Consider the following 17149-nt stretch of genomic DNA (forward strand, 5'->3'; position numbering starts at 1 on the left):
GGTGTGCTCTGCTCCGCGAATGTCCCCCGGCGCGGCCTAGGGCCGCATGCCTCCTCCTTTATTTCGCTGCGCAGAGCACACCATCGGCGTGATCGCTCAGAGCACTTGTTGATCGGCCGCAAACCGGCAGCGTGCCCTCGTGCACAGGGCACCGGGTGCTCCCCGCAGCGAAATAAAGGAGGAGGGGGCGCAGCCCCCGGGGGACATTCGCGGAGGGGAGTACCCGGTGGCCTGTGCACGCGCCCTGAACAACAGCGCCCCGAACAAAAGCCCCCCGAACAAAACCAACCCGCGGCACACCACGCGGTGGAGCACTGAGATGCGCTCTTGTCAACGGCCGACGCCGATTGCCCTTGCTGTCACTGTCCTGGTTGGCGCAACGTTGCTGGTGGCCGCCCAGCGCACGCACGCGACCGAGGCCGACACCAATACGCTGTTGCCCACCCAGGACCCTTGCGGCACCTGCGACCGCCCGCTCGCGCAAGCCACCGGCACCGTCGCGCCGCAGAGCCTGCCCGCGCCACCGCGGCCTGCCTCGGCGGCCGGTTCGTTCAAGCTCAACGACCTGCGGCTCAACGGCGTCAAGGCGCTGAGCAACGAAGAGCTGCAGTCGATCACTGCGCCCTACATCGGCCGCGATGTCACGCTGGCCGATCTCGAAGGGCTCGCGCAGGCGATCACCGCGCGCTACAAGGAGCGCGGCTATTTCCTCGCGCAGGCCGTGGTGCCGGTGCAGACCGTGCGCGACGGCATCGTCGAGATCAGCGTGATCGAAGGCCGCCTCGGCAAGGTCGATGTGGTGGTTGCGCCCGATGCGCCGATCAGCGAGGCGCGCGTGCGCGGCTTTCTCGCGCCGCTGCAGCCCGGCGAAGCGGTCAGCGCACCGGCCTATGAACGCTCGATGCTGCTGCTGTCGGACCAGCCCGGCGTCAAGGTGTCGTCGGGCCTGCAGGAAGGCACGCAGTCCGGCACCACCGATCTCTCGGTCGAAGTGGCGGCCGCGCCGCGCTGGGCCTTCACCGCCGAAGCCGACAACCACGGCACCAAGGAGTCGGGGCGTTTTCGCGTCGGCGGAACCGCGCGCTGGCTCAGCCCCTTCGGCATCGGCGACAACCTCGACATGCGCGTGATGGTGTCCGACAGCAATGCGCTGCAGTTCGGCCGCATTGCGTACGAGGCCCCCATCGGCACCGGCGGATGGCGCGCGGGCGTGGGCCTGTCGCGCGTGAGCTACGAGCTCGGCGGCCAGTTCGCGGAGCTCGAAGCGCAGGGTCGGGCCAACGTGCTCGACTTCTCGCTCAGCTATCCCCTGATCCGCCAGCGGCAGCAGAACCTGTTCCTGCGCCTGGGCGCCGACGTCAAGGACCTGACCGATGAAATGCGTGCGGCGGAGTTCACCTCGAAGAAGCGGGTGCACGGCCTCAGCGTCGGCTGGACCTGGGAGCGCCGCGACGAGGTGCTCGGCGGCGGCTACTGGGCCAGCTCCGGCACGCTGTACCACGGCGACCTCTCGATCCGCGATGCGCTGAGCCGGGAGTTCGACCAGGGCAGTTCGGGCCACCGCACCGAAGGCAGCTTCACCAAGCTGAGTTTCCAGCTCTCGCGGCTGCAGTCCATCATGCCGCGCCATTCGCTGTACCTGTCGGTCGGCGGCCAATGGGCCAGCAAGAACCTCGACGCCTCCGAAAAACTCGCGCTCGGCGGCGCGCGCGCGGTGCGCGCCTACCCCTCGGGCGAACTGCTGGTCGACCAGGGCGCGATCGGCACGGTCGAGTGGCGCTGGTCGTACGACGAGGAGCTCACGCCCTTCCTGTTCTACGACGCCGCACGCGGAAAGATCGTGCGCAACCCCACGCCCTTCGACGGCACCAACACCCACAGCCTGCGCGGCTACGGCGTCGGCCTGAGCTGGTCGCGGCCGGGCAATTTCTCGATCAATGCCACGCTCGCCTGGCGCGACGGCACGCGGCCGGCGCAGACCGATGGCGGTGGGCGCAATCCGCGCCTGTACGTGCAGCTCACCAAGGCGTTCTGACCATGAAGCAACGCAACCTCTCCCGTCCACGCCCGCATCGCCTCCACCTGCGGCCCATTGCGCTTTCGATCGCCTGCATGGGGATGGCATCGGCCTGGGCACAGGCGGTGGTCCCGCCCAACACCCTGCCGACGGGTTTTCTGCCCCTGGGCGGTGTCGTGGGCGTGCGTCCCGGCGATGCGGCCAACTCGATGGTCATCACGCAAGGCACGCAGCGCGCGATCGCGCAGTGGCAGTCTTTCTCCATCGGCAGGGATGCGCATGTGGATGTCAGGCAGCCATTGAGCACCAGCGTGTTGCTGAATCGCGTGGTGGGCGGCGACCTGTCGAACATCTCGGGCAAGCTCACGGCCAACGGCCATGTCTTTCTGATCAATCCCGGTGGCGTGCTGTTCACCGGCACTTCGAAGGTCAGCGTCGGCGGACTGGTGGCGTCGACGCTCGACATCGCCAACAGCAACTTCATGCCGGCCGGCATGGAGAACATGCCGTTCGGCAAGAGCGAGCAGCTGCTCTTCGTGGGGCCGGCGGGCAGCATGGCCCAGGTGAAGATAGAGAACGGCGCGTCGATCACCACCACATCGCCGGGCGGCACCGTGGCATTGCTCGGCGGCGTGGTGCGCAACGAGGGCGAGATCAACGTCGCGCGCGGCTCCGTGGGGCTGGTGTCGGCCAGCAAGGTCACGATGAACCTGGATTTCGACGGCGACGGGCTCACGACCTTCAAGGTGCCGCTCGATGGCCAGACCACCTTCAAGCTCGCGGAGGCGCAAGCCATCGACAAGACGACGACCGCGCAGCTCATGAACACCAGCAAGATCACGGCCGATGGCGGCCGTGTGGTGCTGATGGCGGCCGCGGCGGATGTGGACGCCAGGCAGCTGGTGGTGAGCCAGACCGGGGTGATCCGGGCCCGTTCGCTCTCCACGCGCAACGGCGAGATCGTGCTCGACACCGGCCGCACCGCGCTGAACACCAGCGAGATGCAACTGGGCGGCACGCTGGACGTGAGCGGCGGCGAGCCCGGCGTGGCCGGCGGCTCGATCACCGCACGTGCCGACTACATCCGTCTCGCGGGGCTCACCGTGGACGCCAGCGGCAGCCAGGGCGGGACCGTCTCGATGTCGGCCATCAACGCGGTGAACATGGCCCCCGACGCCACGATCCGCGCGGACGCCACGGGTGCGAACGGCGCCGGCGGCAAGGTCGACATCGACGCCCGCTACACGCACGTCTCCGGGGAGATTTCGGCGCGCGGCGCGGGCAGTGGCGATGGCGGCAAGATCACCACCACGGGCGGCCTGCTCGAAGTCACCGAGCTCGCACGCATCGATGCGGCGGGCGGCGCCACCGGTGCCAACGGCCTCTGGACCGTGGGCTCCCGCAGCACCCTCAACGTGGACAACACGGTGGCCGCCTACGACCCTGCCACCTACGGCGACAACGCCGACAGCACACGCGTCAGCGCCACGGCGATCGGCAACACGCTCGGCCGCTCGACCGACGTGAGGCTGCGCACCGGAACGAACGAAGGCGAGACCTACGACGTGGTGTTCCAGAACGACGCCAAGGTCGTGAAGTCGGAAGGCCGCGATGCGCGGCTGACGGTGGATTCGCTGCGCGATGTCCGCATGGACAGCGGCACGTCGATCGCATCGACCGCAGGCGCGCTCCATGTGGACCTCGATGCCAACGCCGGCAACAACGAAGCGGGCGGCGCGATCCGGCTGAGCGGCGCGGCCATCGAAACCAACGGCGGCAACATCCGCCTCTACGGGCAGGGCGATCCGCTCAACGGCTATGCCGTCGGCGGCATTGCAAGCACCGACGGCGGGCCGTACTTCGCCAACGCGGGCATCACGCTCACGGACAGCGCGCTCTCGACCTGCGCCATGGCGTCGGGCGCGTGCGGCGGCACCGGCGCCATCAGCCTGCGCGGCATGGGCACCAGCACGAGCGCTGGCGGCGACCCCAACTACTACGTGAGCGCAGGCGGCGTGCTGGTCGAAGGCAGCAGCCTCACCACCGGCGGCGGCAACATCGCCATCGACGGCAAGGGCGCCATCGGCGCCAGGGGCGTGGAACTCCGCAGCACCGAGGCGCAGGCCACCAAGCTCCAGACCGGCACGGGCGACGTGGCCATCGCGGGCAGCTCGCGCAGCTGGACAACAGACGACCCCGCCGCGGTGTATGGGAGCGAAGTGAGCTTCACCAGCACCTCGACGGTCAACGTGACGGTGCAGGCCCCCACCGGCGTATTGCTGAACGGCGCGACCATCAATGCGGGCGGGCGCGTCGGCATCGACGGCACCGGCGGCGATCTGCAGGGCCTCACCGCGAGCACCGCCTTCGTGACCTCGGCGGCAGCTGCCAACAACGGCACCGGCACCAGCTTCGCTGCAGGCGACGGCGTGCTCTTCAACGGCAGCATCTCGGCCGGCAACGGCCAGCAGGTGTCGATCGCGGGCACCGCCGGCGGCAAGGCCTTCACGGTCACCAACGCCGGCGTGACGCAGGGCCGGGATCCCACGGCCGTGACGGTCCTGATGGAGGCGGGCGACACCGTGCGCACCGAAGGCGGCCGGATCGCGATCGATGGCCGGGGTGGCGACGTGATCGTGGCGCGCGTGCTGAGCCGCGGCGAATTCGAGACGCCGCCGCAGGCCACCTCCGCGGTGCTCGATACCTCGAGCAGCACCGGCGCGGGCGGCACCGTGTCGGTCACCGGGCGCAACGTGCTGATCGACGACGTCTACGACATCCCCACCATCGACGCGAGCGGCGCCGGCCAGGCCGGCACCATCGACGTCCAGGGCAGCAATGCCGTGGCCCTCGGGGCCGGGGCCAGCCTCGTTGCCGATGCCCGTTCAGCCACCGGCAACGGCGGCACCGTGCGCGTGATCTCGGGCGATACGCTGCGCGCCTACGGCCGTCTTTCGGCACGCGGCGGCACGAACGGCGGCAACGGCGGAACGATCGAGACCTCGGCGCCGCACTTCGACCTGACGGGGGTGCGGGCCGACGCTTCGGCGCCCGTGGGCACCGCGGGCGCCTGGCTGATCGACCCCTACAACGTCAACATCGCACACGGCGTTGCCACGGGCAGCCTCACCGGCAATCCCTTCGACCCGCTGGCCAATTCCACCATCCAGGATGGCGACATCAACACGGCGCTCGACAAGGGCACCAGCGTGACGATCACCACCGGCACCGGCGGCAATGCGTTCGACGGCAACATCACCTTCGCCAAGGACGCCGCCATCGTGCGCTCCGTGGGCGGTGCAGCGCTGACCTTCCAGCTCGATGCGGCGCACGGCATCAGCGCCTTCAACAACAACCTGATCCAGTCCAACGCGGGTGCGCTCGACGTGGTTTTCAACGCGGGCGTGGGCGGGCWGGGCGGGTCGATCTTCTTCAACGGCACGATCAACACCAACGGCGGCAACGTCACGATGAATGCCGACAGCACCACCTCGGGGAGCTCGGCCATCCAGTTGACCAACACGAAGATCGACACGCGGACCACGGCGCTGGGCGATGCGGGCCCCGGCGGCTTCGTTCAGATCGCGGGCAAGCGCGGCGTGCCTCCTTTCTCGGCCTTCGGTGCGACGGTCGATCTCAACGGCGTCGATATCCAGACCAGCACCGGCGATGTGTCGATCTCCGGCATCGGCGCGGTGGGCGCCGGCGTTCGCATCGTCTCGGGCACGATACCGAGCCAGATTCTCACCACCAGCGGCGACATCCAGATCGTCGGCGTCGGCACCACACTGACGAGCAGCTTCGGATCCACGGCCGTCCAGAGCGTCGGGATCGACAACACGCTGGTGCGCAGCGTCGACGGCAGCATCGCCATCCGCGGCCTCGTGACGCCCGGTGCGCTCAGCGACAAGTCGGGCGGTGTGCTGCTGGCCAACAACGCGCTGGTCACCACGCTCGGCGTCGGCAGCATCGACATCGCGGGCGAATCGCAGGCCAACGGCACGGGCGTCACCATCGGCGCCGGCGCGCGGGTCGACGGCAACCGCAACGTGGTGCTGCGCGCCAGCAACGACGGGTCGGTCGATGCGCTGGTGATCGGCGGCACGGTGCGCGCGGGCAATGTGCTCGACCTGCGGCCCGGCGGCGTGGACACGGCGGGCAATGCGGTCGACCGCACGGCCAACCCCATCACGCTCGGTGGCACGGCCGCCACCGGTTTCGCGGTGTCGGCGGACGAGTTCACCCGCCTCGATGCGCCCACCATCGTGGCCGGCAGCAACGCGCATGCGGGCAACATCGATGTCGTCGGTCCGCTGAACCTGCCTTCGGCGCTGACGCTGCAGAACGGGGGCGGCGGCAACATCAACCTGGGCGGTGCGCTCACGGCGCCGAGGGTCGGACTGATCTCGCGCGGCAACATCACGCAGTCCGCCGGTGCGCCGATCACTGCGGGCACGCTGCTGGCGCGCTCCACCGGCGGCAGCGTGCTGCTCGACACGGCGCCCAACAACGTCAGCGCGGCCACCGTCGGCGGCGGCGCGGCCGGGGCCTTCCGCTATGTCGATGTCGACACCGTGCAACTGGGCTCGGTGGCCGTCACCGGCTTCGACGCCGCCGGCAATGCACCGCAGGTCGAGTCGGCCACGTCGATGGCAGCCGACACCGTGTTCGTGCGCACGCTGACCGGCGACCTGTTGCTGGGCACCAACGTGAGCAGCACGAGCGGCACCAACCTCGTGGCAGCCTCGCGCTTCCAGAACCTCGGCGCCTACACGATCACCGGCGCGCCGTGGCGGGTGTGGGCCGACACCTGGGTGGGGGAGAACCGCGGCGGACTGTTCGGCTCGGGGCTGCTGCCCAACCTCTACCACTGCGCGTACCTGGGACTGTGCACGGTGACGGTGTCGCCGGGCGACAACCACTTCATCTACGCGCAGCAGCCGGTGGCCACGGTGGTCATCGGCAATGCGAGCCGTCCGTTCGGCTTCCCGAATCCGCTGTTCAGCTACGGTATCGGCGGGTTGATCCTCGGCGACACGGGGGCGGGCTTCAGCGGCACCGTCGGAACGCTCGCCACGCGCCCGAGCCCTCCGGGCGCGTACCCGATCACCGGCAGCTTCACGTCGGCCGAGGGCTATGCAGTCAACGTGGTACCGGGGAACCTCGTGGTGACCGGGCTGCCCGACTTTCCGAAGGTCGACGTGCTGCGCGACCTGCCGGCCACCTGGGTCTACGACCGCAACATCGGCCCGCCACCGATCTGCTTCGCGACCGGGCCGCTCGAAGGCGACCGTGCCTCGCAGGGTGGCGACATCCTGGCGCGCGAATGGTCGCGCGTGCGTTCGCGGCCCAATCTCTCGAGTTGCGTGGACACCGAGAAGCGCAACGGGTGCGCGGACTTCTGAGGTCGTCTGCGGGCAATTCGGGGGTGCGCGCACAGGCCACCGGGTACTCCCCTCCGCGAATGTCCCCCGCTTCGCTCCTCCTTTATTTCGCTGCGGGGAGCACCCGGTGCCCTGTGCACGAGGGCACGCTGCTGGTTTGCGGCCGATCAACCAGTGCTCTGAGCGATCACGCCGCTCTTGCTCAGCCTCTCAGACGCCGCGTGCGCGGCGGTTGGACATCACCACGTTGTCCTTCGCGATGACCTGGCCTTCCTGCATCGCCGCGATCCACGCAGCGGTCGTTGTCACGGCCGCGAAGTTGCTGTGGAACACGACGCTGAAGACTCGGTGGATTTCCTCGGCGCTGACCTTGCCCGCCGCGTTCTCGTAGGGCAGGGCGCCGCTCGCGTCCGCCAGGAACTCCACGTTCAGGCCGCGGTGCATCGCCTCGTAGACGGTCGACGCATCGCAGTTCTGCGTCATGTAGCCGGCCACGCTCAGCGTGTCGATCTCGTGGCGGGCGAGCCAGTCGGCGAAGTCGGTGCCGGTGAAGACGCTCGGGAAAGTCTTGGTCACGAGGTGGTCGCGCGGCCGCTTCGCGATCTCCGGATGCAGCTGGCCGTTGTGGGTGTCGGCCTGGAACACCGGCGCGCCCTTGGGCGCGTGGTGGCGCACCACCACGACGGGCGTTCCAGCTGCGTGCGCGGCGTCCATGGCGCGGGTCACGTTGGGCAGCGTGTCCTCGATGGGCGGGTATTCGATCGGCAGGCCGCCGCCTTCGAAGTATTCGTTCTGCACGTCGATCACGACGAGGGCGCGGCGCAGTGCGGGGTTGCTCATGGTTCGGGTTCCTTCGGTTGTGTGGTTGGAGTGGCCCGATTCTTCGCTTTCGACGGCCTTGCCGAAAGTGGCCCGACAGCCAATCATCGATAAGATCAGGCCATGGCTCATCCGACCGCAGAAACCATCGCCGTCGTTGCCTTCGACGGCATCAGCCCTTTTCACCTGTCCGTGCCCTGCATGGTCTTCGGGGAAGACCGCACGGAGGCCGGCGAGCCGCGTTTCCGCATGCGCGTGTGCGCGCCGCAGCCGGGTCCGCTGCAGACCAACGCGGGTTTCACGCTGGTGGTGCCGCATGGCCTGGAGGCGATCCGCCGTGCGCAGATCGTGGTGGTGCCCTCGTGGCGCGACGACGGCCGGCCGGCGCCGCCGGCGCTGATCCGGGCACTGCAGGCGGCGCACCGGCGGGGCGCCACGGTGGTCGGGCTCTGCCTCGGCGCCTTCGTGCTGGCCGAGGCCGGCCTGCTCGACGGCCGCCCGGCGACGACGCACTGGCACCTGGCCGCGGCCTTCGCGAAGCAGTATCCGCAGGTGAAGCTGCAGCCCGAGGTGCTGTACGTCGACGACGGCGACGTGCTCACCTCGGCCGGCACGGCCGCGGGCATCGACTGCTGCCTGCACCTGCTGCGCGTGCGCTACGGCGCCGAGACGGCGAACCGCGCCGCACGGCGCATGGTGGTCGCGCCGCACCGGCAGGGCGGGCAGGCGCAGTACATCCAGCAGCCCATGCCGGCCACCGCCGAGCGCGATCGCCTCGCGCCGTTGCTGGAGTGGCTGGGCCGGCACCTCGATGTTCCGCATGCGCTGGACAACCTCGCACGGCGCGCGCTAATGAGCCGTCGCACCTTCACGCGGCGCTTTCGCGAATCCACCGGCACGACGGTGGGCCAGTGGATCCAGAACCAGCGCCTCGCGCTGGCCCAGCGGCTGCTCGAGACGACGGACCACCCGGTCGAGCGGGTGGCGACCGGCGCGGGCTTCGGCTCCGCCGTGTCGCTGCGAAAGCATTTCACGTCGGCGTTCAAGGTGTCGCCGACGGCGTACCGCAGGCAGTTCTCGCGGGCCGAAGAAGCGGCCTGAGCCGCAGTGAACTTCAGGCCACGTGCGCGTGCCGGCGCGTGGTGAGCAGCGCGCGCAGCTTGGCCGGCGGCACCGGCTTGGTCAGCAGCATCACGCCGCCATGGCGCAGTCGCTGCAGCACCTCGGGCCCGGTGGCGCCCGACACCAGCACCGCGAGCGCCTCGGGTTGCAGGCGCTTGGCGGCGTCGATCACGTCCACGCCGTCGCCATCGCCGGCCAGCTGCAGGTCGCACAGCACCGCATCGAAGCGGATGTCGCCGGTGCCCAGCCGCGCGATGGCTTCGGCGCCGGTGGTCACGCACTCCACCTCGCAGCCCCATTGCGTCAGCAGCGCACGGCTGCCGTCGAGGATGGCGGGGTCGTCGTCGACCACCAGGCAGCGCAGGCCGGCCAGCGGCGCGGGTGCCACGAGGACGGGCTCGGGCGGCACCACGTCGGCGGCGCGCGCCGCGGGCAGCGTGAAGGCGAAGGTGCTGCCCGCCTGCAAGGCCGAGCGCACGGTGATGCGGGTGCCGAGCAGCGTGGCGAGGCGCGCGCAGATCGCCAGCCCCAGCCCGAAACCCCGGCGCCGGTCGCGCTCGGTGTTGGCCACCTGGTAGAACTCCTCGAAGATGCGGCCCTGGTGGATCGGCGCAATGCCCACGCCGTTGTCGCGCACCTCGATGCGCACGCCGGCCGCGCTGCGCCGCGCGGCGATCAGCACCGTGCCGCCTTCGGGCGCATGCCGCAGCGCATTGGTCACGAGGTTGCCGACGATGCGCTGCAGCATCGCGGCATCGGTGCGCACCGCCAGGCCGCGGTCGCTCCAGCGCAGCCGAACGCGCGCCTCGATGGCGCTGGCGGCGTGCTGTGCATCGAGCTGGTCGAACAGGGCGGCCAGGGAGATCCGCGTGATGGCCGGTGTGAGCACCTGCGCATCGAGCCGCGAGATTTCGAGCAGGTCGTCGAGCAGCACGCCCATGAACTCGGTGCTCTCCTGCAGCCGCAGCACCGCCGGGCGTTGCGCCGCGGTGGCGGTCGGCAGCAGGCCGTCGATGAAGAGGCCCATGGCATGCAGCGGCTGGCGCAGGTCGTGGCTCGCGGCCGCGAGAAAGCGCGCGCGCGAGAGCGCGGCCTGCTCGGCCTCGGCCATGCGCTGCAGCGCGACGGCGGTGGCCTCGCGCACCCGCTCCTCGCTGACCTGGCGGTTGTGCTGCAGGCGCTCGGCCAGGCGGTCGATGTCGTGCGCGAGCACCGCGAGTTCGTGGGTGCCGCGCGTGCCGCCCTCGACCACCTCGCAGCGCATGTCGAAGTGGCCCGCCTCGAGCGCGGCCACCGTGCGCGAGACGCGCCGCAGCGGCCGTGCCACCGTGCGCGCCATGTGGCGCACCGAGGCCCAGGCGGCCAGCAGCGCCACCAGCGCGATGCCGACGCCGGCGATGAGCGAGCGGCTGCGCTCGTGCGCATAGGCGGTGGTGTCGCGGAAGGTCTGCACCAGGCCGATGGGCGTCTCGCCCGCCGCGGTGGAACCCGCGGGCGCGAAGGCGCTGGCGCGCGACGCCTCGCGCAGCGTGACCGGCGAGGTGAACGTGCGCAGCTGCGCGAGCGACTCGGTCTTGGGGCCGGCCGTGACGTAGACGCCCGCGCTGTTGCTGATCTCCACCCGTATCACCTGCCCGCCGCGCAGCGCGGCGTTGGCTACGTTCTGCAGCGCCGGCACGTCGCCGGCGTAGAGGCTCAGGTCGGACATGGCCGCCACCTGGCGCGCCACGGCCTGGCCTTCGGCGTCGAAGGCGGCTTCGAGGGTCTGCAGCCGGTTGTGCGTGAACCAGCCGGTGAGCGCGAGCGCCACCGCCGCGCAGGGCACCACGCCCAGTCGGAACAGGTCGCGCTGCAGGTTGCCGCGCACGATCAGCGCGTGCCCGTCACGTGGCTGCGCCGTGCTGTCGGATGGCGGCGTGTTCGCACCCTCCGCTGCGGCGGGTGCCGAGCCTTCAGAGGGGCGTGCGGTGCTCATCGGGTGGCCGCGAGCCGATCGGTCAGTTCCCGTTCCTCCGGCAGACGCAGGCCGAGTCCGCGTGCCACGGTCGCGTTGACGCGCACGGTGGCAGGCGTCGCCGCCTCCACCAGCGGGCCGCTGTTGCTGCCTGCGGCGGCCACCTTCTGGCTCAGCAGGCGCGCCTGCTGGGCGAGCTGCGACGGCGTCGAGACCGCTGCGGCCAGGCCACCCGAGCGCACCAGCCCCTCGCTGGCGCCGAACACCGGCAGGCCGGCGCCGGCACCGGCGCGCAGCACCGAGAGCGTGGCCGCCTGGTTGTCGCCGATCAGGTCGGGCAGCACCATCAATGCATCGCTCTGCGGCACGACGGTGCGCAAGGCGGCGGCGAGCGATCTGGCATCGGGCGCGTATTCGACCCGCACGTCCCAGGCCGGATTCGCGCCTTGTGCGGCGCGCAGCAGCTCGCGCACCAGCGGCTCCGATTCGGGTGTGGCGACCACGCCGATGCGGTGCTTCTGCGGCAGCACCGCGCCGATCAGCGCGAGCTGGTCGGCCATGGCCGGATCGCGCAGCAGCACGCCCACGCGCCGGTCGCCGCGCTTGAGGGCGGGGCTGCCGGCCTTCAGGGTTTCGTAGTCGAGCCGGCTCAGCATCGCGAGCACCAGCGGCTCCTGGCCCGGCCGCTCGACGGCGGCCCGCGCGGCGGCAATGCCCACCGCCATGGTGAGCCCCGCATCGGACGAGGGGCGCACGCTGCGCGTGCGAACGCCCGCATTGGCACGCTCGGGCTCGGCGCCGGCCGTCGTTTCCACGGTCTGCGGCGTGTCGCCGCCGGGCGAGAGACGCACCAGCTCGAACCTGCCGCCGGGCTCCTGGCTGGCGCGCAGCTGCTGCACGAACTCCGAATGCGCCGCGCTGTCGTCGCCCATCAGCACGGTGAGGCTGGCGGCCGCCGCGGCGCGGCTGCCCACGGAAAGGCCGGCAAGGCCGATCGCGATGCCCACGGTCATGCCGAAGGCCAGCACCGCGCGGGCAGCGCTGCGCAGTCTTCCAGGGAAGAGCGGGAGGGTGTGTTTTGCAGCAACGGACATGGGACTGCTTTTGCAGCAAGGGGCCATGACCCAATGTAAGGACGTGCCCTGCTTCGCGCGATAAGGCGGAGGGCTTATGTCAGCGCTTGCGGCCCCTTGCGAGTGTGACCAACCGCACAACGCGGCGGCCGCTCGGTCTATGTCCGATGGACTAGGCGTCGGCGTTCAGCAGCGCGGCCGCGCATTGGGCCTGGATCGCCTGGCGCAGCACGCGCGGCGCAACCGGCTTGTAGAGCACGGCGATGCCGGCGCTCGCCACCTCGCGCAGGCGGTCGGGCTTGGTCTCTCCGGTCACCAGCAGCCGCGCCGTGCCGGCACCGATGCCGCGCGGATGGCGCTCCAGCGCGGCGATCACGTCCAGCCCGTTGTCGCCGCCCTGCAGCAGCAGGTCGCTCACCACCACGTCGGGCGGCTGGTCCCAGATGTCGGCCAGGGCGAGCGCTTCGGCGCGGGTCTGCGCGGCCAGCACTTCGGCGCCCCAGTTGGTGAGCACCACGGACAGTCCTTCGAGGATGGTGCGCTCGTCGTCGATCACGAGGATGCGCAGGTTGGCCAGGCTGGCTTGCTCGTCGATGCCGGCGGCAGCGGGCGGTGCGGCCGGCGCCGGCAAGGCGGCCGGGGCCGAGCGCACCAGCACGCGCACGCAGGTGCCCTTGTGCAGCCTGGAGCTGAGTTCGACGCGCGTGTTGAGCAACTCGGCCAGGCGCTGCACGGTGGCCAGACCCAGTCCCATGCCGCGCGCGCCGCGCGCCGCCTGGCGGCCGGTGGGCTCCACCTGGTAGAACTCCTCGAACACCCGGGCCTGGTGCTGCATCGCGATGCCAACGCCGGTGTCGACCACGTCGATGCGCACGCCCTTGCCGCGGCGCCGCGCGCCGATCAGCACGCCACCCTCGATGGTGTGGCGCAGCGAGTTCGACACCAAGTTGTTCAGGATGCGCGAGAGCATCACGTAGTCGCAGCGCACCCAGAGCTCGGTCTTGCGCGCCACCAGCCGCAGGCCCTGCTGCTCGGCCACCGGTCGGAAGTTGCGGCTGATCTCGTCGAAGAGGCTGTCGAGCGGAAAGTCGRCCCACTGCGGCTGCAGCACGCCCGCGTCGAGCTGCGACAGGTTGAGCAGTTCCGAGAACAGGCGGTCGAGCGACTCGACGCATTCGCGGATGTGGCCGATGCGCTGCAGCCGCACCGGGTCGGTCTCGCCGTTGGCCAGGCCATCGGAGAACAGGGTCAGCGCATGCAGCGGCTGGCGCAGGTCGTGGCTGGCGGCGGCCAGCAGGCGGGTCTTGGCCTGGCTCGCGACCTCCAGCTGCTGGTTCTTGCGGGCCAGTTCGGCCGTGGCTTCGTTGATGCGGCTTTGCAGCAGCCGGCGGCTCTCGGCGAGCGCGCGGGCTGCCTGGTTGAAGCCGTGCTGCAGGTGCCGCACCTCGGAGGTGCCCTCGATGGCCACGCTCGCGTCCTCGCCCGCGCCCAGGCGGTCGACCGCGTCGCCGAGCGCTCGGATCGGCTCGCTGATGCGCCGCGCCGCCCACCAGCCCGCCAGGCCGACGCCCACCAGGCTGATGGCCAGCACGAGCACCACGTTGAACCAGACCGAGCGCCGGGCGCTCTGCACCGCGTCGAGGCTGATCTCGACCATCACCTTGCCGTTGTGCCGGCCATCGTCGGCGACGACCGGCACCACCACCTGCAGGCCCTCGCCGCGCGCGCGGTCGGCGGTTTCGGAGTTGGCCACGATCTCGCCGTCTTCCGTCCAGATCTGCACCTGCTGCACATGCGGCTGGTAGGTGCCCGACTGGGCCGTGCGCGCCAGCGCGCGTCGGTCCATGCGCGCCAGCGGGGCCTGCGCCACCGTGGCCACCTGCAGTGCCACGGTCTGCGCGTTGGCGCGCATCAGCTCGGTGAGGCTGCCCAGGTGCTGGCGGGTCAGCACGGCAATCGCCGCCAGCGTCGCCGCGGTCGCCGGCACCAGCGCCAGCAGGATCAGCTGCTGGGCGAAAGTGAGGCGGGCAAGCCCACGGAGGAAGCGGAGGTTCCAGTTCATTGATGCATCGGACGCATGAGGGCCGAGCTTATGAGGCTTCCCCGGAACATGGAAGACATGAAAAACATCACGAAAAATGCCTTTATTTGATATGTAATGGCGTCCGCGTCGTTCATGTTAGACCCGTCGGTTCGCCGCGGCCCATGTCTTTCGGTCCAAAAATGCAGGCCCCCTTGCGTCGCTTCGCCCATGTTGTTGCCGTCTTTCTTCGCGCTGCGTCCTTGGCGCTGCTCGTGGGTTTGCCATGGATGGCTGCGGCGCAGACGGCCCCGTCGGATGCGGTGCGTTTCGGAATCCTGCCGCTCGGCGGCGCCTTCGAATCGCGCAGCGACTGGGATCCGCTGCTGGCCGAGTTGAGCCGCGCCATCGGTCGGCCGGTGAGCGTGCTGTCGGTGAACTCGTACGAGGCGCTGGAGCAGGCCATCCAGCGCGACGAGGTCGACATGGCCTTCCTCTCGGGAAAGATGGCGCTCGACGCCGTCACGCAGCGCCGCATGAAGGTGGTGGCGCAGGTCGTGCGGCACGACGGGCTGCCCGGCTACCGCGCGCTGCTGCTGACCCGCAAGACACCGCCCCTGAATTCGCTGAAGAACCTGCTGGACCAGCCGGAGCGCTGGCGCCTCGCGCGCGGCGAGAAGCAGTCGGTGTCGGGCTTCATCGTGCCGCAGCTGCAGCTCTTTCTGCCGAACCACATCGCGATGGAGACGCGCTTCCTGAGCGAGATCGTCGGCACCCACCAGGCCACTGCGCTGGCCGTGGCCAACAGCGAGGCCGACGTCGCCACCAACAACTCGGCCGACTTCGAGCGCTTCAAGCAGCGCTTCCCGGCCGAGGCGCAGCGCCTGCAGGTGCTGTGGGAGTCGGACCTCATCCCGCATGCGCAGATCGTGGTGCGGCGCGAATACCCGCCCGAGCTGCGCAACCGTGTGCAGGCTTTCCTGACCGGCTACGGCCGCGCCAAGGGGCCGCGCGGCGACACCGAGCGCCTGGTGCTCAAGTCGCTGCACGACCTCGCCGGCTTCGTGGCGGCCGACAACAGCTCGCTGCAGCCGGCGGCCAAGCTGGCCTACCAGCTGGCCAAGCAGAATGCCATGACGGCCCAGTGGGTGAACGACGCCGCGCGGCAGGCCCGGCTGCAGCGCATCGAGAGCGGCTATGCTGAACAGGTCAGCGTGCTCAAAGATGCGACTCCCTGAGATGACACCTTGCTTTTCTGTTCGTCGCGTTGTGCTTGAGATTCGTTGTTCAGGGCGCGCTCACGCCGACGGTGTGCGCAGCGAAGCGAATGTCCCCCGGCGCGGCCTAGGGCCGCGGGCCTCCTCCTTTATTTCGCTGCGCAGAGCACACCGCCAGCGTGATCGCTCAGCGCACTGGTTGATCGGCTCGCACAAGCGCTGTGCCCTCGTGCACAGGGCACCGGGTGCTCCCCGCAGCGAAATAAAGGAGGAGCGAAGCGGGGGACATTCGCGGAGGGGAGCACCCGGTGTCCTGTGCACGCACCCCGAACCCGCGCACCCCGAAAAACGCCCTCCGCAACACAATACGCAGCGAAGCGACTGACATGTTCCCCCGGTTCAAGCGACTGCTGGCGGTAACGCTGGCCTTCGGCGGCTTCGTCGCCGCTGCCACTGTGCCGGTCCTGCCATCGCCGGCCCTGGCGCAAGGCGTCAACGCCGCCGCGCCCGAGAAGGCCGCCCCGTCTCTCCAGTCGATCCGCTTCGGCGTGCTGCCGCTGGGCGGCACCGTCGAATCGCGCGCCCTGTGGACGCCGCTGATGGCCGACATGAGCCGCGCCCTCGGCATTCCGGTCAATGCGCACTCGGTGCCCTCGTACGAGGAACTCGACCGCGCCATCGGCCGCGACGAAATCGACATGGCCTTTCTCTCGGCCAAGATGGCGCTCGATGCGGTGATGCAGCGGCGCATGAAGGTGGTGGCGCAGATCGCGCGGCGGCCCGGCATGCCCGAGCACCGCGCCGTGCTGCTGGCGCGCAAGACCGGACCGCTCAACACCCTGGAAGGCATGCTCGCCGATCCCGAGCGCTGGCGGCTCGCGCGCGGCGACAGCCGGTCGGTGACAGGGTTCATCGTGCCGCAGAGCCAGTTCTTCCTGCCCCACAAGATCGAGATGGAGACGCGCTTCCGCAGCGAATTCGTCGGGACCCACCAGGCCACCGCGCTGGCCGTGGCGAACGGCGATGCGGACGTGGCCACCAACAACACCACCGACTTCGAGCGCTTCCGGGAGCAGTTCCCGGTCGAGGCCGAGCGGCTGCAGATCATCTGGGAGTCCGAGCCGCCGCCCGGCGCCCCGATGGTGGTGCGGCGCAACTACTCGCCCGAGTTCCAGGCGAAGCTGCAGGCTTTCCTGGTCGGCTACGGACAGGGCAAGGGCCCGCGCGCCGAGGCCGAGCGCGAGGTGCTGAAGAGCCTGCGCGCAGCCTACGGCTACGCCGTGGCCGACGACAGCGCGCTGCTGCCCCAGGCGAGGCTCGAATACCAGCTCGGCAAACAGCGCGCGATGGCCGCCTCGTGGGTGAACGAGGCGGCGCGCACGCAGCGGCTGCAGCGCATCGAGAAGGCGTACGCGGAGCAGGTCGAGACCTTGCGTGCGGCTGCGCGCTGACTGTTCGGGACCGCGCACCTAGTCCCTTCGCCGTAGCTCCAAACCCCTCCATCTAGGCCATTAGGCGGATTTGCCCGCCGCCCGCCGCGCCG

9 protein-coding genes are annotated in these 17149 nt (G+C 70.3%); 5 read left to right on the top strand and 4 right to left on the bottom strand.

Features of this window, described 5'->3' with window-relative positions:
* Positions 1-319 precede the first annotated feature (319 nt).
* Together AC1DXX_RS16145 and AC1DXX_RS16150 are read left to right on the top strand one after the other, a co-directional pair.
* On the top strand, positions 320-2035 hold the full coding sequence (locus AC1DXX_RS16145; RefSeq protein ID WP_478135212.1) for a ShlB/FhaC/HecB family hemolysin secretion/activation protein: 1716 nt from the start codon (positions 320-322) through the stop codon (positions 2033-2035).
* 2 nt (positions 2036-2037) lie between these two features.
* A complete protein-coding gene (locus AC1DXX_RS16150; protein WP_478135213.1) occupies positions 2038-7422 on the top strand; it encodes a two-partner secretion domain-containing protein in 5385 nt (1794 codons plus the stop codon).
* A gap of 189 nt (positions 7423-7611) precedes the next feature.
* Here AC1DXX_RS16150 and AC1DXX_RS16155 read toward each other — a convergent pair whose 3' ends face one another.
* The gene (locus AC1DXX_RS16155) at positions 7612-8241 is read right to left on the bottom strand and encodes a cysteine hydrolase family protein (RefSeq protein ID WP_478135214.1); all 630 of its coding nucleotides are present in this window, start codon (positions 8239-8241) and stop codon (positions 7612-7614) included.
* A gap of 102 nt (positions 8242-8343) precedes the next feature.
* Here AC1DXX_RS16155 and AC1DXX_RS16160 point away from each other — a divergent pair, with 102 nt between their 5' ends.
* Positions 8344-9321 (top strand): GlxA family transcriptional regulator, encoded by a 978-nt coding sequence (locus tag AC1DXX_RS16160; protein ID WP_478135215.1) that lies wholly within the window; start codon positions 8344-8346, stop codon positions 9319-9321.
* A gap of 13 nt (positions 9322-9334) precedes the next feature.
* On the opposite strand, the gene AC1DXX_RS16165 is transcribed toward AC1DXX_RS16160, so the two are convergent.
* The 3 genes from AC1DXX_RS16165 to AC1DXX_RS16175 all read right to left on the bottom strand — a co-directional run bounded on the left by AC1DXX_RS16165 (position 9335) and on the right by AC1DXX_RS16175 (position 14431).
* Positions 9335-11317 (bottom strand): hybrid sensor histidine kinase/response regulator, encoded by a 1983-nt coding sequence (locus AC1DXX_RS16165; protein WP_478135216.1) that lies wholly within the window; start codon positions 11315-11317, stop codon positions 9335-9337.
* Positions 11314-12390 (bottom strand): ABC transporter substrate binding protein, encoded by a 1077-nt coding sequence (locus AC1DXX_RS16170; protein WP_478135217.1) that lies wholly within the window; start codon positions 12388-12390, stop codon positions 11314-11316. The genes AC1DXX_RS16165 and AC1DXX_RS16170 overlap by 4 nt, the downstream gene beginning before the upstream one ends.
* A 151-nt stretch (positions 12391-12541) precedes the next feature.
* Positions 12542-14431: an ATP-binding response regulator gene (locus AC1DXX_RS16175; RefSeq protein ID WP_478135218.1), complete on the bottom strand. Its 1890-nt coding sequence runs from the start codon at positions 14429-14431 to the stop codon at positions 12542-12544.
* A 161-nt stretch (positions 14432-14592) separates the two neighbouring features.
* Between AC1DXX_RS16175 and phnD the strand changes: the two genes are divergently transcribed.
* Together phnD and AC1DXX_RS16185 are read left to right on the top strand one after the other, a co-directional pair.
* Positions 14593-15627, top strand: a complete 1035-nt coding sequence (gene phnD, locus AC1DXX_RS16180) for a phosphate/phosphite/phosphonate ABC transporter substrate-binding protein (protein ID WP_478135219.1) — start codon at positions 14593-14595, stop codon at positions 15625-15627.
* 365 nt (positions 15628-15992) lie between these two features.
* On the top strand, positions 15993-17057 hold the full coding sequence (locus AC1DXX_RS16185) for a phosphate/phosphite/phosphonate ABC transporter substrate-binding protein (protein WP_478135220.1): 1065 nt from the start codon (positions 15993-15995) through the stop codon (positions 17055-17057).
* Positions 17058-17149: the final 92 nt, after the last annotated feature.

It is taken from the genome of Variovorax sp. P4_B10 (assembly GCF_056402375.1).